The organism is Arthrobacter sp. P4_F11 (assembly GCF_056401395.1).
The window spans coordinates 286,893-310,456 of record NZ_JBFUJK010000001.1 but is presented as its reverse complement, the minus strand read 5'-3'; the positions used below and the strand labels follow the sequence as shown (position 1 = coordinate 310,456).

Here is a 23,564-nt window from a genome sequence, read left to right as displayed (position 1 = left end):
GCCGTCATTGGGTGACCCGTTACGAGCTCCGGGCCGGCTTCCTCAAGGAGCCGGCCCGGAGCTTCTTCCGTCATGATCCAGTACGGACTTTCCGCCGATTCCTGGAACTCGTGGGGGAGGTGGCAGCGTGTGGGGACATCTACCGTTACTGCTACGTCCGCGGCCCCGCCGGAATCTTCATCGGGCTGGTCGAGGAGCTCCGCTGACGTTCCGTCACTGCATCAGGCCGACGCTGTTTCGCGGAGGTATTGGCGGAGTCCGGGGATTGCGAAGTCCACCCTGCCGTAGCCGGCTGACTCGATCAGGCCCGCGGCGATGAGTCTCTTTCGGTACTTGGACACCACGTTGGGCTTGGCCGTCATGATGTTTCCGATCAGGCCCGCTGCCGATGATCCATCCTGAAGGGCCATGGCGTCGAGGAACTCGCGGTCCTTGTCGGAGATATCCGAAAGCGCTGACTCGACGACTACTAATGTGTTTCGTCTTTGAGCGGCGCTGATGGCTCTGTGCACGCCGCTCTCATCCAGTTTCCACTTGGCCTTCCCCGCCTCCAGCCAGAGGTAGTAGCCCACAAGCTGAATAAGGAAGGGGTAGCCCTCGGTAGCCTCCGCGGCTTCACTGCAGAGGCCGGGGGAGACGTCTATCCCTCCCTCACTGAAGAGCTCGCTGTAGGACGCGGTGACTTCGGCGATGGCTGCCTCGTGGAGATTGATCCTGTCGGCGCGTCGCAGGAAGGTCGCCACTCCCTCGTTGAGGAGGTCGGAGACTGCGGATGGCAGGCCGGCGAAGATGAGGCCGATGGGCAGTCCGTCGCGGATGAAATGCTGCACTTCAGCGGCCAGTTGGGAAATTTCTGTGCGGTCGACCGCATGTATCTCGTCGATGGTGATAACGAGTCCCGTACCTTTTGCGTCCAACAGCCGCAGAAGTTCGTTCCCGGTCCGTCGCCAGTCGGCACTTCGTTCCTGGGGGAGTTGCGTTGTTAGTCCGAACCCCGCCGCCGAGAATGCTGTGATTTTCCGTGTTGGGGGCCCGTCTCCGAGTTCCTCGACAAGCCGGAGCATGTCGTCGCCGATTCCGGCGAGGAAACCGGGGTTTGCTGTTCGGGAGATTACCGCCCAGCCGTGAGTTCCCGCGATCCGTTCCGCGGCGCTCAGCATGACTGTCTTGCCGATGCCTCTGGATCCGGTGATGATGGTCAAAAGCCCGGGCGCTCCCGAGCCTTGCTGCAGGCCGTACTCGAATTCATCCAAGAGCCCGGCCCGCCCAATCAAGTCCGGCGGTGTGGCCCCTGCGGTGGGCTTGAACGGGTTCCGCACCGGGACCTCCAGGGTGAAAGTAGGTGAAAGTGGTGAAAGTGGTGAAACTGATATCACACTATCAGGCTTCACATCCCGCAAAGCCCCAGGAGCTCCTGCAGGGCGAATATGTAGCGTCCAGGCCATCCTGCACGAAAACACGCCGACCATGCGCTCTATGCAGTCTCGGTTCTGACCACCTGAGGCTGCAGCAGTCAGGCTGCCAGATCCGACCCTGATTCGCATGGTTGGATAGCGGCATGCCGATTGCAAGCAGAGAAAATTCGCTCTGGGTCCGCACGAGCTTCGCCGAGCAATGTCTACTCCTACTCCCGTACTTTAAGTGCCGATAATCAACATTATGTCAAGTTGAACAGTGATTATTGCATCTGATGCAATATCACTGGCCCCGGGCCCTCTCCGCGGTCCTGTGCACAGAGCGACGCGGAAAATCACCGAAAGCCTCAAGCGGTGATTGCCATCCCAAGTTTCAGGTTCCTGGACGCCCGTGAATGCCGTACAAATTTCCCTTGACTGATTTATGGGTGTGAATCGGGATCGTCCAATTCATCGGCAGAAGCCAGAGACAAACCGGACGTCGAAGCCTATGCTCGGTTCAGCGTTCATTCACCAGGGGGAACAATGGATCGCATCTGGCGCCTTCGAATAGGAATTTCAGTTCTGGCGGCGGCATTGCTCATGACATCATGCGCAACCACCCCATCAGGGGTGACGGGATCAGCAGCCTCCACGCCCACCGCTTCCGGAATCGCGGCAACATCACCGAGTGCCCCGACCAGCTCCGTGAGTAACAGCCCCGTCCCGGCCACCTCCGGCCCGCCGCAGGAAACGTGCGCGGCTTTCCTGCCTACAGCGCCTTGCTCCACCTACAGCAGCGTCGCCGCAACATCCAACGGTAGGGCTCTACCCTGGACGGCCGCCGGGACCATCAAGGTGCGACTGAGCTCCGTCGAAGGTACCCTGCAGCTGGCCATGCAAACGGATTGCTCCCCCATCAGCGGGCCAGTCACAATTACTGGAAACATCATGACCCTCGGGAAGGTCGCCACTGGCGCCAGCGGCTGCATCGGTACTGCCGGCGAACATCAAGCATGGATTCATGAATTCTTGAAACGTCCCATTGCAATGACTCATACACAAGACACTTTGACCTGGACGAGCGGGACAAATACGCTCACGCTCCAAGCTGAGTAACCACGGTTCGAGAACGTTGCGGACGTCCCAGGGCGGCAGCCCGCTTCCCTGCACGGCCCCGACGGCGACAAATGAGCTGCCGGATAGGCGCCGAATCCACGGGAGGCTCCCTGCACGGCTGCCATTGAGCTGCCGGGCTCACGACCGGGCGGACTCCCCTAGATCGCTCCAGGTCCTGTCAGCCCAGCTCCCCCGCCGCCCGTTCTCAGGGCTCCGAATTGATTGATCAAATGTCCTCCGCCTAGAAATCGCGGAGAATAGCCGCGACGATCGGCCGCAGCTGCTTCGGATTGATAGTGCCTTCGGCGGTTCGAATGATTGCGGTGTCCACCTCAGCCAGGAAGGTCTCGGATGATGCATGCCCTTCCGGGACACGGATCATCCAGACGTAGCCCCTCGGCCGCGGCGGGAGGCCGGCATCCCGGAGGTACCGGTCGATGTCATGTTCGATTCCCTGCCGGTCGGCAGCTGTGAACGGTTCCTCGCAGGGTTGTTGCCTACCCCCTCGCTCGGTGTAACCGGTGATTGTCCTGGCGGCGTCCGAGGACGGGCGGCGGCGCAAGTTGTCCAGGCCGGCTGCCCAGCCGATGAGCGCCCCCCCCCAGCCATTCTCGGGCAGGTCCAGCCAGGAAGCCGAGGGCCCGGATTCCTGCACCTCACTCCACATGGGCTGCTCCTTGCCTCTCCGAATGGGTCACCTCTCCGCACGGCTGCGGCAGGGAGAACATCCGGTTCCGGGACCCGCATCCGGGCGGCTTCCCGTGGAAGCTTGAGCCCGTCATTGAAATCCGTACCTTGACCTTCGTCCGCGTATCAGGGCGTGCGGTGGGCCGGGGCGAACTGCGCCGCGCGGTTGGTTTCTTCGGCGCGGATGAGGTGCACGAGCGCGTTGATGAGGGCCAGGTGGGTGAACGCCTGTGGGAAGTTGCCGAGGTGACGGCCGCTCACCGGATCCAGCTCCTCAGCGTAGAGGCCCAAGGGACTGGCAAGGGACAGCAGACGTTCGCACAGTGCCTTGGCGCGTACCACCTCTCCGATCTCGACCAGGGCCGAGACGAGCCAGAACGAGCAGGTCGTGAAGGTCCCTTCGTCGCCGGTGAGACCGTCGTCGGTCTGCTCGGGGCGGTAGCGCAGGACGAGTCCGTCCCGGGTGAGTTCATCGGCGATGGCCAAGACCGTGGCGCGCACGCGTGGATCGTTGATGGGCAGGAATCGGACGAGCGGAACAAGGAGAAGCGAGGCATCGAGGTTCGTTGTGCCGTAGGACTGGACGAACACGCCTCGGTCGTCGACCGCATTGCGGCAGATGTCCTCATGAATCTCCGTGGCGATGGCGTCCCACTTTCGTGCGTAATCAGCCTGACCGTGCAGGCGCGCCAGCCGGGCGCCACGATCCAGGGCGACCCAGCACATGAGCTTTGAGGAGGTGAAGTGCTTCGGTTCGCCACGGACCTCCCAGATGCCGTGGTCGGGGTCCCGCCAGTGGGCGGCGGCTTGCTCGACCTGGCGGAGCAGGACGGGCCAGAGCGGCTCGGGAAGCTGGTCACGGGATTTGGCGTGGAGGTAGACGGAGTCCAGCATCATGCCCCAGACGTCGAGCTGGCGCTGGTGGGCGGCAGCGTTGCCGATCCGGACGGGGCGGGCGCCGTCGTAGCCGCCGAGTCCCTCGACAGTAACCTCGGGAAGGTCCCTTTCGCCGTCGATGCCGTACATGATCTGCAGGTCGTCCTCGGCGGCGACGTCGCGGATGAATGCGAAGAAGTCGTCGGCTTCCCGGTCCAGGCCGAGGGTGTAGAGGGCCCAGAGCGCGAACGTGGAATCGCGCACCCATGTGTACCGGTAATCCCAGTTCCGCTCTCCCCCGGGCGTCTCGGGCAGCGAGGTGGTGGGCGCCGCGACCAGAGCTCCAGTCGGCGCGTAGGTGAGGCCCTTCAACGTCAGCGCACTGCGCTGCAACTGCTCCCGCCACGGGTGGTCGGGGAACTCGCCCCCGGTGATCCATTGCCTCCAGAATTCAGTGGTCTGCCACTGCTTGCGTGTGGCTTCTTCCCACGTCCGCGGCGGGGGCAGCGACCCCCAGGAGAGCGCGATAAAGGCCTGCTCGCCCTCGGTCATCCGGCTGCGAATGACCGCGATGGAGTCCTCGATGCCCAGCCGGCGGTCGGTAGTCAGATGCAGCACCGGATCCCCCTCATCACCGCTGACGGTCACGGCCTCTCCGTATCCGGGGCTGGAGAACTCCCACCGTGCCCGGCGCTGGCCGTAGCCGAGGACCGGCTCGCACAGCACGGACAGCTCAACCGCACCGTTGACGCACCGGACGGTGCGCAGCAGGCAATGCTCGGCCTCGTAGTTCGTCGGCGGGCGGCGGTACCGGCCTGCCCTCTCGTCGGTGTGGTGCCACGGACCCATCACCAGGGCATCTCTCACGATCAGCCAGCCCGTCCTGGTCTGCCAGGTGGTCTCCAGGATCAAGCTGCCGGGGAGATAGCGGCGCGCAGTGGGCTCCCGGACGCCGTACGGCGCCACCTTGAAGCCACCCGCGGCGCGGTCGAGGATAGTCGAGAACACACTCGGCGAGTCGTGACGCGGCACGCACATCCACTCGACCTGCCCGCTCGATGCAATCAAGCAGTTGGCCTCACAGTCAGACAAAAACCCATAGTCGGCGATCGGCGGAAACGGGCTCGTGCCGGCCCCGGGCCGCCGCTTCCCCTCTGCCCCTGACCGGGCGTCGATCCTCACCACCCCAGTATGTTCCCCTCAGGGTGGAAACGGGACCCCGGCTACCTGGACGGCTTCCTCCCCAACGGTCAGTTCTTCATCGCAGAGGACGACGGCGATGCGGCGGCGAAGATCTCGTACGCACGCCGGCCAAAGAGGCGCTGGACCTGAATTCCCTATATGGTCGAGGCCTCCTCGACCCGGGACAACGTTGACCCGCTCTGCCAATCCTTGGGATTGTTCAATCGGGGCGCTGAAGGATTTCGCCGATGATTGTGCTGAGATCCCCGTCGGCTCCGCAATTCCGATGGATCGACAAGATGAGCAACGGAGGATTGATCTCATGTCACAGGTATGGCGTTTCGATCATGTTGGTATCACCGTTGCCGATCTCAACGCGGTGACGGCGTTCTTCGTCGGGCTGGGTCTCGAGGTCGAGGGCGCGCCGATGTTCGTCGAGGGCGAGTTCCTCGACACGGTGATCGGCATCCCCGACTCCCGAACGCAGATCATCATGCTGCGGCCGCCCGACGGAGGTACCCGGCTGGAGCTTTCGAGCTTTGTCCGGCCCGACCACCAGCCTGGATCGCCCGCGGCGATGGCCAATGAGTTGGGGCTGCGCAACGTGGCCTTCGAGGTCGACGACATCCAGGCGGTCGTTGACCTCCTGGCCGCGGACGGCTACGGGCTGATCGGCGACATCGGCCAGTACGAGCACATCTGGCGCATGGCCTATGTACGCGGCCCGGAGAGGACTATCGTGTCCCTGGCCGAGCGGGCCGGCACCTGCACCGGTGTCCCTTCTCCCCCGCCATGCCATTGCTACCAGTAGAGGCAAGCGGACAGGCCGGCCTATTGTGGTCGATCCGGCGAAACTCGGCTATGCCGCCTACCTTCACGACATACGGGCTCTAGCGTCTGCCGTCACCTGCCACCTCGCCCCCGCAGGCGCTGACCACGGAGAACCAGCAAGCGACTAAGAGAACGGCTCCCAGCCCCCGCGGCGTTTGGTACACACGAGTTCGACGAGCACCCATTGACGGTCTAGCTCAGTCTCAGGCACCGTCCGGCGGTCTGCTCATGGGTCGGATTTGCGAGTAGATTGTTCACATCTGCTGAGGGCCCGCGTATCAGCGAAACGACGTGGACAAGGATCCGGATGGGCCGGCCGTACCGCATTGACACTCACCAGCACATCATTCCGCCTGGGTATGCGCGCTGGATACTTGAAAAGGGCATCCGCCCCGGCGGCATTGGCCTGCCGTCGTGGTCCGAGCGCTCAGCGTTGAAGTTCATGGACAGGCACGACGTGCAGACCGGCATCTTGTCCCTGTCCACGCCCGGCGTGTACTTCGGGGACGCTGCGGAGGCACGGCGGCGGGCGCGGGAGATCAACGAATACAGTGCAGAGGTGGTCGCGGCCCGGCCTGAGCGGTTCGGGTTCTTCGCGACGCTCACGCTGCCGGACGTGCAAGGCGCCCTGGCGGAGGCCCAGTACGCCCTGGACACCCTGCTCGCGGACGGGATCGTATTGCTGGCCAACAACGCCGGCCGCTATCTGGGCGATCCTGGCTTTGAGCCTCTGCTGGAGTTCCTGCACCACCGCCGTGCCGTAGTGTTCATCCACCCCGCTGAACTGCCCGGTCCGGCGGTGCCGGGCATACCCGCCTTCGCCGCAGATTTCCTACTCGACACCACCCGCACCGCTATCAGCCTGATCCTGTCCGGTGCGATGGAAAAGTTCTCGGGAATCAGGTTCATCCTGGCCCACGCGGGCGGCTTCGTGCCTTACATCGCCTACAGGATCCTGCTGACGATGCTCAACGATAAGGACCTGGCCCTCAGCGCGCTGGCGGCGCTGGGAGATAAGAAGCAGTCCATCTTGCGGCGGTTTTATTACGACGTGGCCCTGTCCGCCAGCCCGGCGGCCCTGCCCAGCCTGCTCGAGGTAGCTGACCCGAGCCGGATCACATACGGAACTGACTTCCCGTTCGCACCCTCTGCGGCGATCGATTTCCTGAATATGGAGTATGAGAATTATCCGCTGGACTCCTCCGTGCGCGCTGCGATAGACCGCGGCAATTCCGAGGCGCTCTTTCCCCGGCTGAGGCCTGAGCAGACTTAGTTCATATTGGAAGCGTTGCATGACAGCCACTGGTCGCACCGCCTGACCCGAACCGCCGAGTGCTGGCATGATGGGCGCATGAGCAGAGTCACATGCGATCTGACTATTTCCCTCGACGGATTCGTTGCTGGCCCAAACCAAAGCGTGGCGGAACCCCTGGGGCGGGGCGGAGAACGCCTCCACAGGTGGATGTTCGAAGAAGCCGAGTCCAACGCAGCCGAGCTCGAAGGCATCCTCGCCGCTGGCGCGTACATCATGGGCCGGAACATGTACGCCGGTCCAGGGGCATGGGATGAGCAGTGGCGGGGATGGTGGGGTGAGGAACCGCCCTATCACGCACCTGTGTTCGTTCTCACCCATCATCCACGCGAGCCCGTGGAGATGGAGGGCGGCACAACGTTCAACTTCGCGGCCGATGGGATCGAATCGGCGTTGGCCCAGGCGCGGAAGGCCGCTGGCGGCAAGGACGTGGCCATAGCCGGAGGAGCGCAGACCGCCCGACAATTCCTTGCGGCGGGGCTGATCGACGAGCTGCGGCTCCACATTGCGCCCATAGTTTTGGGAGCGGGCGAGCGGTTGCTGGACGGCGTGACGGACCTCAAGCTTGAGCCGACGGAAGTGAGCGGTTCCAGCCTCGTCACCCACGTGCGCTATCGGGTAATCCGCTGACAGGCCGACCCTTAGTCCTCGGAGGTCACTCGGCCTGCCCGAGGACCACGGTATGGACGAGGCTTCGAACTTCGTCGAGCAGGCCGTGCCGCCGCGGAACCATCAGCGCGTGGTCTTCGCGGTTTATGTAGAACAGGCCACCGCGCCAGTACTTGTCGTCGTCCCGGTGAGTTAGTCCCGTGTCCCTCTTACCCTCATCGCGCTCGCGGTTGTTCCTGGCCAGGACCACTATGGCAACACCGACGGCGGCCAGGATCGGGAGCGCGACCACCAGTCCCGCCCACGGCGAGACCGTCCCGGTCCACATCAACAGCGACGAGCCCAGCATCCCCACGTCGATCATCGCGACCAGCCCGAGGAGCGCTTGACGCCCAGTGACATGTACTGCCGGTACCAGCGCGCCGAGGCCAACGGGCGAGCCGGGTCGAGGTCGGGCCGGCTGTGGAAGATGGCCGCCGCGATACGAGCAACCCGGTCACACAGATTTGCACGAACACCAGAGAGAAACGCAGGGCCCACCGACTTGGCTGCCACCCGGTTGGGCGCGCCGTTCGCGCCGTGGTGGACCGCGAGCGCGTCGGGCATCGACGGGTAGCTGATCACGCCGACTATGACCGTGGCGACGATGGCGATCACTGCCGGGGCCCCAGAGCCAGGTCGGGTAGGTAGGGCCTACGCTTGTCGGCGCCGCGCCGCGTCAGGGATTGTCCCGTGCCCCTGGGGGGACTTTTTCGCAAGCTACGAAGGAGCAACCTCATGAAGCGCGTGCTCATACCCATTGCCCTCCCTGTTCGGCCTTTCCGCAGGGTCGGGCTCGGCCGTCGCGGCACCACCGACGCCGGTCGAGCAGACGACGGACACTCTTGACTGCCCCGGTTTCCAGGTCGAGGCCGTGACTACGGGGAAGATCAAAGTGATCGAACAGTTTCCCCATCACTGCAACGGCTCGAAGCTGTTGCGGTTCTATAGCAACGTAGGTGCGGCCATCACAATCACGCTGACGGGCCCGACCTCAAAAGTGGTCAGCTACCCCTTGAACGGGACTATACAGGTGGCGCTTGGCCCCACCGACTTTGTCTATAAAGCGACCGGCAAAAACCTGATCACACTCCCAGTTGGCTCCGGCGCCCCTGGCATCTTCTACACATCAGGTCAGGTGAACTGGACTTTGAATGGGCCGGTCTACCCGAATGGGGGGCTCACCGGGCCGGGCAAATTGACGGATGTCTGTGCGCTGCTGGCGCCATAGGCGTGGCATTCCCGATCCCACACCGGGCCGCAGGTAACAGTCTGCGCCCCAGCGGCCGCCGGGCCGGATCCACCGGTGCAAAGGAGTGTCCCATGGCAGGCAAATACGAGGTCTACAAGGACAAAGGCCGGCGGGTCCCGGTTCCGGCGGAAAGCGGCGAACGGTGAGGTGATCGCGTCCTCGGAAAGCTATAAGACGAAGGCCAGCGCGATGCACGAGGTCGAGTCCGTCAAGAAGAAGGCCGGGTCCGACGTCGTGGACCTCACCGAGGGGTCCTGACCGGGCCCCTCACGGCGTGAGAAAAGCCGGCCGTCCGCTGCAAGCCGGCCGGACTTTCATCTGGCCTGGCTGTGGTCTTTCCGTGACACGAGCCGTGCGACCACGGCGCGGACCGGGCGGATGAAGCAGACCAGGGCCGCGGCCAGCAGCGCCCCGCCAATGATGAAGATTGGTGCCGGGTTGAACGTAGGGATGCTGGAGGCCCGCTCGGCGGCTGCCTGGCTCGCGACCGGCGGTGACGAGGATGCCACCGGAACGGCATTTGAGATTTCCTCGGCGGGGGGTGACCGTCTGCGGGCCGATGGCCGGACCGCACTGCGTGCCGGGAACCGGAGCGCCGGGAGCCTGCGGCTGCGCCCAGGTCTTGGCGGGGGCATTGTTCGGGGCCGGCACCCTGACGACCGGAGCCGGCGCGGGACCGGCACCCGATACACGGGGGCTGGGGGCTGGACCGGCGCGGGCGCGTGATAATCCGGTGCGGGAGCCGGGCCGTTTCCTCCGTTGCCAAGCGCTTCGGCAGGGAGATCCCCTTGCATGGGTTGTCTGCGCGCTACTTCGCTCTGACCTTGGTGTTGAACAATGCCGAAATCAGGCCGTGGACGTTCGCGCTTTCAATCCTGTTGATCGTTTGCTCCGAGCCTCGGTCACGAGAGTGCGTCCCACTTCCTTGGAACCGGGACAGCCATAGTGGAACGCTCCCCCCGCTGACCGCGAACCGCAGGCCGCCGCGTAACCTGGCCGTCCCGCATGTTGTCCCACAACCCCCACCACAATCACCCGTCGCAGATACAACCCTGGGTACGGTGCGCGGTTGTGACTGTCAACCTGGGATAGCGATTAAATTGCCGAGCTGGCCGGTCTTGCCGTTCCGTATAGGGATCCCTCTGCGGGAATCTGCGAGACTTGCCCGATGATTACCGAACACGCGCTGCTTCCCGTTATTTCCGGCCAGGAAGAAGATTTTGAGGCAGCATTCGATCGCGCTCGTTTGATTATTGCGTCGATGCCTGGCTTCGTCTCGTTGTCGCTCTCGCGCTCGATCGAAACACCCAACACGTACTTACTTCTGGTGCAGTGGGACAGTTTGGAGGACCACACCATTGGCTTCAGGGGATCCCGGCAGTATCAGCAGTGGCGGGAGCTTCTGCATAGGTTCTACGAGCCGTTTCCGTTGGTCGAACACTACGAGCTCGTGAGCTCCGCTCCTCCTCAGTAGAGCGCGCCTAGCCTGGCCGGCATCCCGGAAGGGATCCCTCACCGGTCTGGCAGACCAATGAAGGATCTACGTGTCCAGTGAAGGGGAAGGCGTCATCGATTGGGTCTCTTGCATACCGATACCCGCGGATATTATCTTCGAGCGGATTGTTGACCATCACGTCGTCAAAGTAGCCCGAGCATCTTACCGATGATCCCGGATTAAGGGGGAGGTGATTGCGCCCATTTCACTGGGGTCAACCTCGGGATGGGTAGCTGCCCAAGCATGAAGCGCGTCAATGTAGTTTTTAACCGGTCCACCCGGGTCAGGCACGCGGTCCGCTTCAGCCTGCAGTGCACGGACAGGAATCGCTCCCTCGCTGACAGCACAGCCTCCCCACGCCGGCGCATCGCGTCGTAGTGGTACTGATACCAAGCCTCGGAGTAGGCCCTCAACGCTGCACTGAGTTCTTCGTCGACCCCGTCTCATAGCTGCATGTGCCCCCGAGCGCCGTGAAGCGATGGATGCTCTACCCGTCGGTGTCGCGGAGTCCAGATGCGGTTAACGCTCCAAGATGATCCTGCAAGACTTATCCAACTTGGAGACGGAGCGGCGTCCCCGGCCGGCCCGCCCGTAAGCCGGTCCCCCACCGCGACACCCTCGATCCGCTCCCCCGCAGCGAAAAATCCCGGACAAATGTGTAAATCGCAGCGATAAGTGGCGGCATTCTCGCAGCGCTAATTGTCACCCCTGGTGCCCGTAAGCCGATCCCTTTGCGGGACGCGTATTGGCTCCGCCCGGGCTTGGCCAGCTTGTTTGCACGCAGTAGCGTTCTTCGGGTGAACGAGGAAGCTGAAGAACTTGTAGGCGGAAACGCCTCAGAGAGTGTCGTTCGTATTGGCGACACGGTCCGCAAACCGTGGCTGGAAAACTCTGCCATTGTCCAGAAGTACCTGAAAGCTCTTCAAGTAGCTGGCGTTGACGTTTTTTCCCAAACCCCTGGGCAAGGATCACGCTGAGCGGCATGTCATCGAGTACGTCGAGGGTGTATCTGCGCTGGACCAGTTGCCCCTAGGGCAGGATGACCTCTTGCGGGTCGGCCGTTTGATTCGCCAGATTCAAGATGCGAGCGAAGGATTTGGCCTCCCGGAGACGACCGGATGGAACCTTCTGCTTCCTGCCGAGAATCCGACCTTGATGTGCCACAACGACCTGGCGCCGTGGAACCTCATTATGGGCGAGCGGTGGGTGTTCATCGATTGGGACGCGGCGGGCCCGAGTACGCGCCTCTCGGACGCGCTGGTTCCAGTCCCCGAGAGCCTGGCCGCCTTCTCGTCATTCCTCCCGCCACTACCCGGAAATCCACACGGCATCGCCGTGTTCCCTGGCGCCGGACACGGCCTGTTCATGGAAGCCCCCGATCCGGCCATAGACAGAGCTTCGCAACTGGCACCGGGCCTCATTCCTATGGTTCAGTCCTTCATTCACAAAAATACGTCCGCCACGCTCAACTGACGCGCACGCAGTCGGGACCGGAGCCGACGGGTGTAATCACCAGGACCACACCTGTGGCCCACGTCGGAGTGACGCCCGAGGACGCTTGACCTGCACAAACGAGGCCTGTTCCTTCGGGGAGTCACGTCGGACCCCGAGAGAACGTTAGAAGTGGAACGGGCGTGCGGCTCCGATTTGCATTGATCAACTTCCCCCTTGCGCGGGAGTGACGACAAGCAGTTCACCGACCGAGCAGTCGAGAACATCGCAGATCGCGGAGAGTGTGGAAAAGCGAATCGCACGCGCCCGGTCGTTTTTCAGGACGGACAGGTTGACGATACTGACGCCTACTCGCTGGCTCAGCTCAGTCAAGGTCATGCCACGGGCAGCGAGGATCTCATCGAGTCGGCAATGGATTCGCTGCTCTTCGTCTGGTGCGGGAGGCATCAGATCAGCCCGTTCAGTTCGAGCTGATGGCGCCGGCCCGTCTCGAACATGCTCGCGAGAGCGGCAGTACCGACTCCGACCGCGATCGGCCAAAGATCCAGTTCCATGAGGAAGAATGCACCTGTTTCCTGTTCCGGAAGCAATGTGATCCGACTGAGGATCGAGTGGTGGGCGATTGCGTTCATGAAGGGGCCCAGGAGTCCCCAGGTCATCACGGCGATACCCGAGATGCCAACGGCGCGGGCCAGCTGCTTTCCGAAGCCCGTGCCGCGGTAGACGGACCAGCTGATCAGGCCCAGAGTCGCCGCGGACATCAGGGCGGCAAGACCGCCCAGGAGTCGTGATCCGAGCAGCAAATAGCGTTCGGTCGAGGTCAGGCTGGCCGGCTGGACATCGGCCGTGGCATACGCGGCTTTGATGACTGCGCTGTTGCCCTCACCCAGGTCGGGAGTCACCAGGTTCGTGAGGGGCACATTCAGAAGAGGCGTGTTCCCGAGCCCGGAGTACATGGCCACAAGCGCCGAAACGGCGATGCTGAGTGCGGCCAGCCCAAAAATGCCGGCAACCAGCAAAGCGCCCTTGCGGTCCAAAGGAGCAATCGTATTCGCCACAGTCCACCCCAATCCAAGACAAAGTTTATCGTTTTTCGTTAACATAACGACAAACGATAAATACTGCAAGGCGCCTGTGTGGATGACCGTCAGCCCCTACCGAAAGTCACCAGTCTGACAAATGACAGGATCCGGCAGCGGGCAGACCGATGTGGCACCTACTGCCAAGAGCGCCACTCAGTCCTGCGAAAAAGCCGCCATCTAGCGCTGCAATTGACACCTACTGTTGGGCTACTGCAGAGCTTCCGGGATGCGGAATCGCCTCCCAATGAGTTTGCGAACGGACGCCTCTAAAGGCTGATCCTCCAGCTCAACGCCCTCTCCCCCGTAATACACGCCCGTTTCGTCGGCTACAGCATCGATATCAAAAAGCCTGAGTATCTCGGCCACGCGCAACTGATATTCGACGGCGGTCATTTGGCGAGACGCACGAACTGGAATTGTGCTGAGTGTGCGCGCGACCTCAGCATCGATGGATTCAGTCATGGGCGCGCGTCGCGTTACCTGGTTCTGGTGCTGTCCGTGGGAGAAGATGACTTCCTGGTTCGCATCCAGGTGAAGGTCATCGGCGGTGACGCCGGCCAGTGTCAAGAGAAAGTGCGTCTCGAAGATCCGGATCGCATCGATCTTTCCGTAGATGACCTCGGCACCCTTGGTGAGACCGAAGTGGGCCCCAATGAAGGATTCGTTCAAATCCCTGGCCGGAACCGCGTACTGGTCAATGCTGCCACCTGGGTAGATCATGTTTCCTTTCGTAGGTGGACCTTGCCGTGCCGATCCTACGGGAGCGGCGTCACGGGGAGACGGACTTCCGCAAGGACCTTCTTGAAGGGCCAGATTAGAGATTCCGCCTTAACTGCCTTTGGCCTGATTTTGATGGACTTGCCAAGCTATGGAGAATGCTGCGGTAACGCAAACAGCGGTGAGGACACGGGTATGAACGCGATAAAAAGAGCCTTGATCGGCAAAGATAAGGAAGCCACCGCCAGCAGTACGGCCGGGGTCTCCACCGACCATGAACTCCAAGGATCAGCGGGCCCCGTCGCGCCGGCCGCCCGAAGCCCCCTCGCAGCGGCAGGTCTCCCCTAGCCTCTACGAGCGGGGCACCAACGTCGCCGAGGATCAGCGCATCGACGATGCCATCGCACGCATCTTCGGCAGGAATCGCTAGGCGGGCGCGACGTGTCCGGGGCCTTGTGCCGGCAGCCGGCGTGTGCAGACGACTTCTGACATTCCGTGCAGACGGCTTTTGAAACTGACAGTTCCGCGCAGTTACTGGTCTGGGCCATGTACGTAAGACCCGCACGATCAAATGCACGGAGACGGGGGGATTACTGCAACCATATCCTCATGACGGGAATGAAGATCGGCTATGCCCGGGTCTCGACGAACGACCAGGACCTCACCGCCCAACGCACGCTCTCCTTGCCCTGGGTGTAGAAGAGAAGCAGATCTTTATCGACCACGGCCTTACAGGAGCGAATCGGGCGCGCCCCGGACTTCGTGAAGCGATGGCGGCCTGCCGGGGCGGCGACACGCTCGTGGTGACCAAACTCGACCGGCTAGCGCGCTCCCTGCCCGATGCCAGGGACATAGCCGACGAGCTGACGGCCGAGGGGGTAGTGCTCAGTCTTGGCGGCAGCACCTATGACCCGACTGATCCGGTAGGCCGGCTGCTAGTGGGCGTAGTCGCCGCGGGTGTATTCGAAAACCCAGCCGATCAGTGCAACCAAGGCTAAACCGCCGGCAATATAGACGAGCCAGAAGCCAATCGCCATCCCTAGGAAGCCGGTGGCGGCGGAAAGTCCCAGGGACACCGGCCACCAACTCCATGGACTGAAGTGCCCCTGCTCGCCGGCGCCTTCGTGGATCTCGGCGTCGTTACGGTCTTCCGGGCGCATGCCGATGCGCCTGCCGGTGAAACCGAGGTAGGCGCCAATCATGCCGGTCAGCCCGCCAACGAGCCACAGGGCCAGAAAGCCCACCGGCTCCGTCCACCCCGTAACCCACCCGTAGACCACACCGACGGGCACGAAGAACAGTGCCAAGCCCCCGAAGATTCGAGATTCGATTCTCATCTGTCCTCGTTCTGAACTGACGGGCGCACCGGAAACCACCGGTGACGCAACCGGGGGCGGCAACGGTGGAGGCGCCCCTGAGTGCATTCTTCAGCGCCCAGGCCGGGCGCGGAAAGGGGCTAAAGTCACGCTTCGCCAGAATAGTTGCGGCGGGCGTCAATCCTGCGGCGGGCTCCAATGTGGACCAGCAACTCACAGGACGTCCTCCATGCGGGGGTCGACTTCGGCCGGGGGTTCTGGCTGTGCCGTTCTTCCGGTTTTGCTGCGTCGGCCATGAGCTGGTCAAATGCGTGCCGAGTCCGTGTGGGCGGCTTTGAGCGCGTCGGCGCGCCTGAAGGGTTCCGCCAGTGCTTTATCTGCCTGTTCGAGGCGCGACCCGGTACGGTTCACACCGCCGTCGACCGGGTGGTTAGGCTGGGTGGATGGCGACAGTTATTCTCGTGCGGCACGGCCGCACCACAGCCAATGCCACTGGACTGCTGGCCGGTCGGGCCGTCGGCGTCAGCCTGGACCAGATCGGGCGCGACCAGGCGGCTCTGACCGGAGACCGGCTCGCGGCCGTGCCCGTAGTCGGGGTGGTGTCGAGCCCTCTTGAGCGTTGTCAGCAGACCGCCCAGCTCATCCTCGATCGCCAGGCTGGCACGCCGTACGCACCGGTCGATCTCGATCTCACCGAGTGCGATTACGGCCAGTGGCAGGGCCGCACGCTCAGTGATCTCGCGACCGAGGATTTGTGGCCGGTTGTGCAGTCGCAACCGTCCGCCGTCGTCTTTCCCGGCGGTGAATCCATGGCCGCGATGCAGGCTCGGTCAGTGGCAGCGATTCGACGCCACGATGCAGCCTTCGAAGCCGAGTACGGGCCAGGGGCCGTGTGGGTGGCGGTGAGTCACGGTGACATCATCAAGTCAATCCTCGCCGACGCGCTCGGCATGCACCTTGACCTGTTCCAGCGTATTAACGTGGGCCCCGCCTCCGTATCGATCGTGCGCTACGGCGCTAGTCGGCCGAGCGTCTACGCGACCAACACCGACGCGGGTGACCTGTCGTGGCTGTCGAACGGCATCCACTCTGGCGATGCGCCGGTGGGCGGCGGTGCAGGACAAAAGGCGCCATGAACCTCATGTGCCTAAAATACTGACATGCCTACACGTGTTCACGAGTTTGCCTGGCCTGATCGAATCGTCGTCGGCACCATTGGCCTTCCAGGGGCGCGCACGTTCTACCTGCAGGTGCGCGCAGGGACGCAGATCGTGAGTATTGCCCTGGAGAAGCAGCAGTCGGCTCTGCTCGCGGAGAAGATCGACGAAATTCTCGACCAGCTCATCACAGTCGAGGGCAACCCCTTCAGCGTTCCCACGAGCACTCCCATTGAACTTGTCGACAATGACCAGCTCGAGGCCGTCCAGGAGCAGTTTCGCACCGGCGCCATGAGCTTAGGTTGGGACCCAACCACGGCCCAGGTCGTAATAGAGGCCTACCCCATCGCCGATGTCGATGCTGATGACAACGACGAACCGCTTGATGAGGGCGGCGCTAACGAGTCCGAAATGCTGCTGGTGCGAATGCCGGTCGGCACCGCCCGCGCATTCGCCAAGCGCACCCGTGAGATCGTGGGCGCCGGGCGTCCGACGTGCCCGCTCTGCGGTTACCCCATAGACGCCGACGGGCACATCTGCGCCCTTCCCGAGGTCTGATGCCAGCGCCGGACCTAGTGACCGCCGAGCTGACGCTCACCGGCCGCATCACGACGGCTTCAAACGCTACATTTCTGGGCAGCATCGGCGACGTGGTGGTCGTCTATAAGCCGATAGCAGGCGAAAGTCCGCTGTGGGATTTTCCCCACGGCACCCTGGCTCACCGGGAGGTGGCCGCCTACCTGGTCTCGCAAGTCTTAGGCTGGGACGTGGTGCCGCACACCTGGCTGCGCGATGGTCCTTTGGGCGAAGGAATGGTGCAGCTCTGGCAGGAGGAAGACCCCGCCCAATGCGCCGTGAACCTGGTCGCGACGGACCAGGTGCCGGAGACGGGCTGGAAACATGTTCTCGAGGGACGGGATGAGAACGGACGGATGGTCGCCCTCGTTCACGAAGACTCGCCAGCGCTCAGACGCATGGCGGTGTTCGACATGGTCGTCAACAACGCCGACCGCAAAGGCGACCACATTCTTGCCATGACGGACGGACACCGGCACGGCGTGGACCATGGGCTCACCTTTCACCGTGACCACAAGCTGCGCACGGTGCTGTGGGGATGGCTGGGAGACGCGCTGACCGCCGAGGAACGCGACGGCATCGATCGTGTCAGCGAAGGACTGCACGGTGGGCTGGGCCGGAACCTGGCGGACTTGCTCAGCGCCGATGAAATCGCATCGCTCGCCGCGCGCTGCGCACGGTTGCGCTTGGCAGGGCGGTTTCCGGCTCCGAGCGGTGAGATGTCGGCGGTGCCCTGGCCGCTGTTCTAGGGGAATTGCGGCTACGGGCTTCGCAGGCTGTGTCACACGACGGCATGGATCTTAAGGTAGCGACGGAGCAACTGTCACCAAGAACTCGCTGCCCAAACGCCGATAGCAGCGCCTACGCTCAACCAAGCCCGCGGGCCCCATCTTCCGCAAACGACGCGGCGAGTGTCCCATAAGCAGCACCCCTTCAGTCAGTTGTTGCGATGTCGAGGAGAAACCGCGCTGCTTACGCAGCCGAGGGATATGGGCAGAGTCCAACTTTTGTCGGCACGTCCGGCTACACTGATTATATCGAACATATATTCGAATAGGGTTGTGTTGTGGGCGTTGTTGTCGGTCCCCGCGTGATAGATGCGGGCATGTCGTTGCTGTCGGTGCTGATCTCTCCGGTCCCCGTCGCGGCCGGGTACCCCTCGCCGGCCCAGGACTACTTTGATGGGCGGATTGACCTGAACGAGCATCTGATCAAGGACATCACCAGCACGTACGTCGTGCGGGTCTCCGGAGACTCGATGGAACGCGCCGGCATCAGCGACGGGGATGAACTGATCGTCAACCGGGCCCTGGAACCCAAGGACGGGTCCGTAGTCATAGCCGTCCTGGACGGAGAATTGACCATCAAGCGGCTGCGAATCACGGCCGCCGGCGTCGTGCTGCAGGCGGAGAATCCGTCCTACCCGGACATCCGGGTTCCGTCCATGTCGGATCTGGTCATTTGGGGCGTCGCGACCCGCTGCCTGCACCATGTTTGAGGCACACCATGTCTAAGCCCTCCCCGATGCGGCGGATGCCGCAGATCGCGCACGTGGATGTGAACTGCTTCTACGCCTCGGCCGAGCGGGCATTCGACCCGTCCCTCGAAGGCCGGCCCGTCGTCGTCCTGTCCACCAACGACGGGTGCGCCGTCACCCGGTCCCCGGAAGCCAAGGCTCTCGGGATCGGCCTCGGTGACCCATGGTTCAAACTCGCCCCGCGGGCCAAGGAGTGGGGACTTGTTGCCCTCTCGAGCAACTACGAGCTTTACGGGGACATCAGCGCCCGGGTGATGGAACTGCTGGGCCGCTACAGCGCTTGGTTGGAGGTTTACAGCATCGACGAGGCCTTCCTGGGCGTCAAAGGCGCGCCGGAGGACCTGCTGATCCTGGGCCAGACCATGAAGGCAGCCGTGCGGCGCAACGTCGGGGTTCCGGTCTGCGTCGGGATCGCCGGGACCAAGACACTCGCGAAACTGGCCAACAAATGGGCCAAGCACAACCCGGCCTTCGACGGGGTCTGCCACTGGGACTCCGTGCCGGCCGCCGCCCGGGAAGCGCTGATGGGCCGGCTGTCCGTGATCGAAATCTGGGGCGTCGCGACGCGGCTGACCAAACGCCTCAACGCCTTAGGGCTCCAGTCCATCCTTGACCTGGCCCGGGCCGACCCGGTGATGATCCGGGACCGCTTCTCCGTGGTCATGATGCGCACCGTCCTGGAACTGCAGGGCACCCCGTGCATCCCGATGGAAGAAGAACGGATCGGCCGGGACCAGCTCATCTTCTCGCGCTCCTTCGCCACCCCCATCACCACCGCCGCCGGCATGCGGCAGGTCCTGTCCGTCTACGGCCAGCAGGCTTCAGCACGGCTGGCCAAACACAGCCTCCAGGCCAAGGTCCTCACCGCCTTCGCCGGCACCTCGCACTTCAACCCGAACGACACCTCCTACCCCTCGGTGTGCGTGCCGCTGCCGATGCCCACCGCCGATCCCGTCCTACTCACCCGGGCCGCCCACGCCCTCTTGCCCCACATCCAGGAAGGCATCAAATACGCCCGGGCCGGCATCATGGTCACCGACCTGCGGCCCACCGGCAACCAGGCACCGCTGGCCCTGTTCCAGAACCCGCACGAGGAACGCCACATCGGAACCCTCCTGGAAGATGTGACCCGCCGATACGGGCGCGGCTCCATCGGCCTCGGCCACGCCGGCATACGGGGCGGGCCGGACTGGACCATGAAACGGGACATGCTCTCCCCCCGCTACACCACTCATTGGGACGAACTCCCCCTAGTCAAAGCCGCCTAACGCCAACACGCGCCCGCAGCACCGCACCACGAAAGACCACCCCATGACCCTCAGCACCGAAAACCCCACACGGACCCTTGACCTTCAAGTCCGGCTCGACCCGGCAGGCAAGCCCCTTGCCATCCGGCACGACGGACGGATCTGGCTTGTCGATCCGGCCACCGAATCCCGGCACTGGATCGGCGGTGACGCCGGGCGGGGCACCCGATGCACGGCCGCCGCTGGCTGCGCCAACCCGGCCGGTATCGAATACTGGCGTGTCGAGGCCCGGCTGGGGTCGAATTCAGCGCTGCGCACCTTCACGCTGCGCCGGAATCCGCGCTCCGTCCAGTGGCTCCTGGACGACATCAGCGACGGCGGCTAGGCAACGGTGACACTGAACCGTCAGCCGATCAATGACCAGACCTGGGCGGGGATCAGGGAAGAATTCACGCTGCCCGCCCTGGAACAGGTCCGCCGCCGCCTCGCCGAACTGATGGACGACCCCGACCCTGTAATGCAGCAGCTTGTCCGCGTCTTCATCGACGACGGCACGTTCTGCCCGGGATTCCAATTCGTCGCCGGCGGCCACCTCCACCCGACCGTCGTCGGACTATTCCAGCGCGCCATAGAACTGAAGGTTCCGCACAACTACTTCACGGCCTGGATGGTTACACCCTGCCGGGAACTCGGCGGGTCCCGCCCCGTTGACCATCTGAAAAGCGGTCGCGCTCCCCTGTTTCGCGCGCTGGAATCCCACCGATGGCAGTAGAGCCGGCCAGCGAACCGACGTCCAACGGTTCCGCTGATCAGTCCGGCCCGGGGATGTATTGAGCCACACCCGGGAATCGCAGCTGCCCTGCCATTGGTAGTCTTTAGCCCACTGTCCCTTTCCGCCCGACACTTGAGGTGCGAACCATGATCCCGACGACTCCCACTCCGGGCACTGTCCTTCTTGCCGGCGCCACCGGCGATCTCGGCGGGCGTATCCTGCAGAATTTGATCGCCCTGGGGGCCACCGTTCGGGTCCTGACACGGCCAGGAACCAGCACGGAGCGCATTGCGCAGCTCCGCACCCAAGGCGTCGAAGTGATCCAGGCGGGCTACGACGATCCCGCGGGCCTCCGAAGGGCCTGCGCGGACGTTGACTGCATAGTCTCCGCGATCAACGGCGTGGACAGCACAATTTTCGACGCCCAATCGCGCTTGCTGGAGGCGGCGGCCGCGGTGGGCGTACCGCGTTTCATCCCTTCCGATTACTCCATCGATTACCGTGGAATCCGCCCCCGAAGCAACCGGAACCTGCAGTTCCGCCGAGACTTCGCACAGCGGCTGGATGCCACCGAAATCCGGGCCACTTCCATCCTCAATGGCGCCTTCACCGACATGCTCTCCGGGCAGGCACCCATGATCCTGTTCTCCCGGCGTCGTGTGCTCTTCTGGTCCGACGCCGACCAGGTGCTCGACTTCACCACGAAGGATGACACTGCCTCCTACACCGCCGCCGCCGCCCTCGACCAGCGGGCTCCCCGCGTCCTCCAGATCGCCGGAGACCAGGTCACGGCAAGGACCTTGGCCGCCACCATGTCCGACCTGACCGGAACGCAATTCCGGCTCCTCTACGCGGGCAGCGTCGGTTCCTTGACTGCTATGAGCCGGGCAGTCAAAGCCCTCATGCCGGCCTCTGACAAGCCGTTCCCGCCGTGGCAGGGCATGCAGTACTTCGCCAGCATGTTCAGCGGCGACGCGACGCTGAACTACGTCAGCAACGACCGGTACGGGAGCCGGACGTGGACAACCGCCCGGGACATCCTGGACCAGCACGTGCAGCAAAGCTCACCGGCCCCGGTCGCCTAGCCCGGGGGTTGTTGCACGGACAAGCCCCGAACCCCTAGGGTTCGGATCATGGCCGCGCCCGGGGGACCCGCTCGTTATGGAATGCACACGACGCCGACACTGCTATCCGTAGTGTGCCTCGCCGTTGTCGCGTTAACCGCGGCCTGCGCATCTACTCCCCCACTAAGCATGCCGGCCGGCGAGCAAACGGTCACCAAACCGCCCGCCGCCGGGCAGGGTATAGATGAATGCCTGCCACAGCGTGCAGAGAACGCCGTAGCCAACGGAGCGCTGGAGTGCCAGTACTTCACATCCGGTTCCATGACGCCGGCTTCTGTGCCCCGTGATCCGGGAATGAGCTCCGGCGACTACGCGATACGGTTCGGCAGCGTTGGCGGCCGCACGTTGACGACCGTGCGCATCCCCTGTGCCTCGTATGCGGTCACGGTCAGCATTGCCACCGAATCGATCACGCCGGATCCGGGGACACTGGAAAGTTCCCTGGGCACGTGCAACTTCCCGTGGGACCAGGAACAGTCGCGGATGAAACGATACCTTGAGGCTCCGCTTCAGTTTGCACAGCGGGAGACTGGAATCGTGCTGCACAACCCGGAATGGGGAATTACCCTCTTCCGGACCCCCTACGAGGCCGGCTGAGCCCGCGGTCCCGCCTAAGGGGCGCCAGGCGTGCCGCGGGAGGGGTGCGAGGCTGAGGGCCCGCGGGAGGGGTGCGAGGCTGAGGGCCCGCGGGAATAAGAACCGCCGCCACCATGTTCGTTTCCGGTGTGAAGAACATCGGATTCCTGTCCTTCGGCCATTGGACCGACCACCCGGATTCCGGCACGCGCACCGCGTCGGACGCGCTGTTGCAGGCGATCGACCTCGCGGTCGCGGCCGAGGAGCTGGGTGCGGACGGCGCCTACTTCCGAGTCCACCACTTCGCGCAGCAATACGCCTCCCCGTTCCCGCTGCTCGCTGCGATCGGGGCCCGGACAAGCCGCATCGAGATCGGCACCGGCGTGATCGACATGCGCTACGAGAACCCGCTCTACATGGCGGAGGACGCTGGCGCGGCCGACCTGATCGCGGGCGGCCGGCTGCAGCTGGGCATCAGCAGGGGTTCACCCGAGCAGGTCATCGACGGATGGCGTTACTTCGGCTTCGCCCCCGCCGAGGGCGAGTCGGACGCCGACATGGGCCGCAGGCACGCCGAGCGTCTGCTCGAGGTCCTCACTGGCAAGGGTTTTGCGGCGCCGAACCCCCGCCCGATGTTCCCGAACCCTCCGGGCCTGCTGCGCGTTGAGCCGCACTCAAGGGGGCTGCGCGAGCGCATCTGGTGGGGCTCCGGCTCGAACGCCACGGCCATCTGGGCGGCGAAGCTCGGCATGAACCTGCAGAGCTCCACGCTCAAGGATGATGAGAGCGGCAAGCCCTTCCACGTCCAGCAGGCCGAGCAGATCGAGCTCTACCGGCAGGCCTGGAAGGAGGCGGGGCACGAGCGGGAGCCGCGCGTCTCGGTCAGCCGCAGCATCTTCGCGCTGACGGACGAGCGCGACTGGCAGTACTTCGCCCGCGACCGCCACAGCTCCGACCAGGTGGGCAACATCGACGAGAAAACACGCGCGGTCTTTGGCCGCTCCTACGCCGGTGCCCCGGACGAGCTGGCCGCGAAGCTGGCCGAGGACGAGGCGATCGCCGCGGCAGACACCCTGCTCCTCACGGTCCCGAACCAGCTCGGTGTCGACTACAACGCCCACGTCATCGAGTCGATCCTGAAGTATGTGGCGCCGCAGCTCGGCTGGCGCTGACCCCTCGTGACAGATTCCCCGGGCGCCGCGCCGTCGACGC

Annotated in this window: 30 protein-coding genes and 1 pseudogene; 21 read left to right on the top strand and 10 right to left on the bottom strand. The window is 63.8% G+C overall.

Annotated features, from left to right (window positions below):
- Nucleotides 1–11: 11 nt before the first annotated feature.
- Nucleotides 12–206, top strand: coding sequence for a hypothetical protein (locus AC1DRO_RS01540; RefSeq protein WP_476949548.1), 195 nt, complete (start codon nt 12–14; stop codon nt 204–206).
- A gap of 15 nt (nt 207–221) precedes the next feature.
- Here the strand turns inward: AC1DRO_RS01540 and AC1DRO_RS01535 are convergent, their stop codons facing one another.
- The 3 genes from AC1DRO_RS01535 to AC1DRO_RS01525 all read right to left on the bottom strand — a co-directional run bounded on the left by AC1DRO_RS01535 (nt 222) and on the right by AC1DRO_RS01525 (nt 5,258).
- The gene (locus AC1DRO_RS01535; protein ID WP_476949766.1) at nt 222–1,319 is read right to left on the bottom strand and encodes an ATP-binding protein; all 1,098 of its coding nucleotides are present in this window, start codon (nt 1,317–1,319) and stop codon (nt 222–224) included.
- Between the two features lie 1,435 nt (nt 1,320–2,754).
- Complete coding sequence (locus tag AC1DRO_RS01530) at nt 2,755–3,180, bottom strand: DUF5956 family protein (RefSeq protein ID WP_476949547.1); 426 nt, start codon at nt 3,178–3,180, stop codon at nt 2,755–2,757.
- A 146-nt stretch (nt 3,181–3,326) separates the two neighbouring features.
- Nucleotides 3,327–5,258 carry a glycoside hydrolase family 15 protein gene (locus AC1DRO_RS01525; protein WP_476949546.1) on the bottom strand — a complete coding sequence of 644 codons (1,932 nt, stop codon included), beginning with the start codon at nt 5,256–5,258 and terminating at the stop codon, nt 3,327–3,329.
- A 9-nt stretch (nt 5,259–5,267) separates the two neighbouring features.
- Between AC1DRO_RS01525 and AC1DRO_RS01520 the strand changes: the two genes are divergently transcribed.
- The 4 genes from AC1DRO_RS01520 (at nt 5,268) to AC1DRO_RS01505 (ending at nt 8,031) form a co-directional block, all read left to right on the top strand.
- Entirely contained in the window at nt 5,268–5,408 is a 141-nt protein-coding gene (locus AC1DRO_RS01520) for a hypothetical protein (RefSeq protein ID WP_476949545.1), read from the top strand.
- Nucleotides 5,409–5,580: 172 nt separating this feature from the next.
- Nucleotides 5,581–6,069, top strand: coding sequence for a VOC family protein (locus tag AC1DRO_RS01515; RefSeq protein WP_476949544.1), 489 nt, complete (start codon nt 5,581–5,583; stop codon nt 6,067–6,069).
- A 327-nt stretch (nt 6,070–6,396) separates the two neighbouring features.
- On the top strand, nt 6,397–7,362 hold the full coding sequence (locus tag AC1DRO_RS01510) for an amidohydrolase family protein (protein WP_476949543.1): 966 nt from the start codon (nt 6,397–6,399) through the stop codon (nt 7,360–7,362).
- Nucleotides 7,363–7,440: 78 nt separating this feature from the next.
- Entirely contained in the window at nt 7,441–8,031 is a 591-nt protein-coding gene (locus AC1DRO_RS01505) for a dihydrofolate reductase family protein (protein ID WP_476949542.1), read from the top strand.
- 25 nt (nt 8,032–8,056) lie between these two features.
- On the opposite strand, the gene AC1DRO_RS01500 is transcribed toward AC1DRO_RS01505, so the two are convergent.
- Together AC1DRO_RS01500 and AC1DRO_RS01495 are read right to left on the bottom strand one after the other, a co-directional pair.
- Nucleotides 8,057–8,374, bottom strand: coding sequence for a hypothetical protein (locus AC1DRO_RS01500; RefSeq protein WP_476949541.1), 318 nt, complete (start codon nt 8,372–8,374; stop codon nt 8,057–8,059).
- Nucleotides 8,371–8,667: a DUF1648 domain-containing protein gene (locus tag AC1DRO_RS01495; protein ID WP_476949540.1), complete on the bottom strand. Its 297-nt coding sequence runs from the start codon at nt 8,665–8,667 to the stop codon at nt 8,371–8,373. The genes AC1DRO_RS01500 and AC1DRO_RS01495 overlap by 4 nt, the downstream gene beginning before the upstream one ends.
- A 142-nt stretch (nt 8,668–8,809) precedes the next feature.
- Between AC1DRO_RS01495 and AC1DRO_RS01490 the strand changes: the two genes are divergently transcribed.
- Nucleotides 8,810–9,280, top strand: coding sequence for a hypothetical protein (locus AC1DRO_RS01490; protein WP_476949539.1), 471 nt, complete (start codon nt 8,810–8,812; stop codon nt 9,278–9,280).
- 168 nt (nt 9,281–9,448) lie between these two features.
- Nucleotides 9,449–9,559: a DUF1508 domain-containing protein gene (locus AC1DRO_RS01485; protein WP_476949538.1), complete on the top strand. Its 111-nt coding sequence runs from the start codon at nt 9,449–9,451 to the stop codon at nt 9,557–9,559.
- Between the two features lie 56 nt (nt 9,560–9,615).
- Here the strand turns inward: AC1DRO_RS01485 and AC1DRO_RS01480 are convergent, their stop codons facing one another.
- Entirely contained in the window at nt 9,616–9,810 is a 195-nt protein-coding gene (locus AC1DRO_RS01480) for a hypothetical protein (RefSeq protein WP_476949537.1), read from the bottom strand.
- A gap of 659 nt (nt 9,811–10,469) precedes the next feature.
- Here AC1DRO_RS01480 and AC1DRO_RS01475 point away from each other — a divergent pair.
- Together AC1DRO_RS01475 and AC1DRO_RS01470 are read left to right on the top strand one after the other, a co-directional pair.
- Nucleotides 10,470–10,775 (top strand): antibiotic biosynthesis monooxygenase family protein, encoded by a 306-nt coding sequence (locus tag AC1DRO_RS01475; protein WP_476949536.1) that lies wholly within the window; start codon nt 10,470–10,472, stop codon nt 10,773–10,775.
- Between the two features lie 957 nt (nt 10,776–11,732).
- Nucleotides 11,733–12,269 (top strand): phosphotransferase, encoded by a 537-nt coding sequence (locus AC1DRO_RS01470; protein ID WP_476949535.1) that lies wholly within the window; start codon nt 11,733–11,735, stop codon nt 12,267–12,269.
- 183 nt (nt 12,270–12,452) lie between these two features.
- Here the strand turns inward: AC1DRO_RS01470 and AC1DRO_RS01465 are convergent, their stop codons facing one another.
- From AC1DRO_RS01465 to AC1DRO_RS01455, 3 genes are all read right to left on the bottom strand, one after another.
- Nucleotides 12,453–12,695 carry a helix-turn-helix domain-containing protein gene (locus AC1DRO_RS01465; protein WP_476949534.1) on the bottom strand — a complete coding sequence of 81 codons (243 nt, stop codon included), beginning with the start codon at nt 12,693–12,695 and terminating at the stop codon, nt 12,453–12,455.
- Complete coding sequence (locus AC1DRO_RS01460) at nt 12,695–13,285, bottom strand: hypothetical protein (protein ID WP_476949533.1); 591 nt, start codon at nt 13,283–13,285, stop codon at nt 12,695–12,697. The genes AC1DRO_RS01465 and AC1DRO_RS01460 overlap by 1 nt, the downstream gene beginning before the upstream one ends.
- Before the next feature lie 252 nt (nt 13,286–13,537).
- Entirely contained in the window at nt 13,538–14,050 is a 513-nt protein-coding gene (locus AC1DRO_RS01455) for a hypothetical protein (RefSeq protein WP_476949532.1), read from the bottom strand.
- Between the two features lie 271 nt (nt 14,051–14,321).
- Between AC1DRO_RS01455 and AC1DRO_RS01450 the strand changes: the two genes are divergently transcribed.
- Both AC1DRO_RS01450 and AC1DRO_RS01445 read left to right on the top strand, forming a co-directional pair.
- Nucleotides 14,322–14,477, top strand: coding sequence for a hypothetical protein (locus AC1DRO_RS01450; RefSeq protein WP_476949531.1), 156 nt, complete (start codon nt 14,322–14,324; stop codon nt 14,475–14,477).
- Between the two features lie 179 nt (nt 14,478–14,656).
- Nucleotides 14,657–15,000, top strand: a pseudogene (locus AC1DRO_RS01445) (recombinase family protein); the annotation flags it as partial.
- Here the strand turns inward: AC1DRO_RS01445 and AC1DRO_RS01440 are convergent.
- Complete coding sequence (locus tag AC1DRO_RS01440) at nt 14,983–15,384, bottom strand: cytochrome c oxidase subunit 4 (protein WP_476949530.1); 402 nt, start codon at nt 15,382–15,384, stop codon at nt 14,983–14,985. The pseudogene AC1DRO_RS01445 and the gene AC1DRO_RS01440 overlap by 18 nt on opposite strands.
- A 422-nt stretch (nt 15,385–15,806) precedes the next feature.
- Between AC1DRO_RS01440 and AC1DRO_RS01435 the strand changes: the two genes are divergently transcribed.
- The 10 genes from AC1DRO_RS01435 to AC1DRO_RS01390 all read left to right on the top strand — a co-directional run bounded on the left by AC1DRO_RS01435 (nt 15,807) and on the right by AC1DRO_RS01390 (nt 23,524).
- On the top strand, nt 15,807–16,499 hold the full coding sequence (locus AC1DRO_RS01435) for a histidine phosphatase family protein (protein WP_243177522.1): 693 nt from the start codon (nt 15,807–15,809) through the stop codon (nt 16,497–16,499).
- 24 nt (nt 16,500–16,523) lie between these two features.
- Nucleotides 16,524–17,078 (top strand): DUF3090 domain-containing protein, encoded by a 555-nt coding sequence (locus AC1DRO_RS01430; protein ID WP_476949529.1) that lies wholly within the window; start codon nt 16,524–16,526, stop codon nt 17,076–17,078.
- Complete coding sequence (locus AC1DRO_RS01425; protein ID WP_476949528.1) at nt 17,078–17,845, top strand: SCO1664 family protein; 768 nt, start codon at nt 17,078–17,080, stop codon at nt 17,843–17,845. The genes AC1DRO_RS01430 and AC1DRO_RS01425 overlap by 1 nt, the downstream gene beginning before the upstream one ends.
- A gap of 317 nt (nt 17,846–18,162) precedes the next feature.
- A complete protein-coding gene (locus AC1DRO_RS01420) occupies nt 18,163–18,594 on the top strand; it encodes a LexA family protein (RefSeq protein ID WP_223916267.1) in 432 nt (143 codons plus the stop codon).
- A gap of 8 nt (nt 18,595–18,602) precedes the next feature.
- Complete coding sequence (locus AC1DRO_RS01415) at nt 18,603–19,901, top strand: Y-family DNA polymerase (protein WP_476949527.1); 1,299 nt, start codon at nt 18,603–18,605, stop codon at nt 19,899–19,901.
- 43 nt (nt 19,902–19,944) lie between these two features.
- Entirely contained in the window at nt 19,945–20,265 is a 321-nt protein-coding gene (locus AC1DRO_RS01410) for a hypothetical protein (RefSeq protein WP_459384712.1), read from the top strand.
- 6 nt (nt 20,266–20,271) lie between these two features.
- Nucleotides 20,272–20,652: a hypothetical protein gene (locus AC1DRO_RS01405; protein WP_476949526.1), complete on the top strand. Its 381-nt coding sequence runs from the start codon at nt 20,272–20,274 to the stop codon at nt 20,650–20,652.
- Between the two features lie 146 nt (nt 20,653–20,798).
- On the top strand, nt 20,799–21,737 hold the full coding sequence (locus tag AC1DRO_RS01400; RefSeq protein ID WP_476949525.1) for an NmrA family NAD(P)-binding protein: 939 nt from the start codon (nt 20,799–20,801) through the stop codon (nt 21,735–21,737).
- Between the two features lie 333 nt (nt 21,738–22,070).
- On the top strand, nt 22,071–22,373 hold the full coding sequence (locus AC1DRO_RS01395; RefSeq protein WP_476949524.1) for a hypothetical protein: 303 nt from the start codon (nt 22,071–22,073) through the stop codon (nt 22,371–22,373).
- Between the two features lie 113 nt (nt 22,374–22,486).
- Entirely contained in the window at nt 22,487–23,524 is a 1,038-nt protein-coding gene (locus AC1DRO_RS01390) for an LLM class flavin-dependent oxidoreductase (protein WP_253906731.1), read from the top strand.
- Nucleotides 23,525–23,564 lie beyond the last annotated feature (40 nt).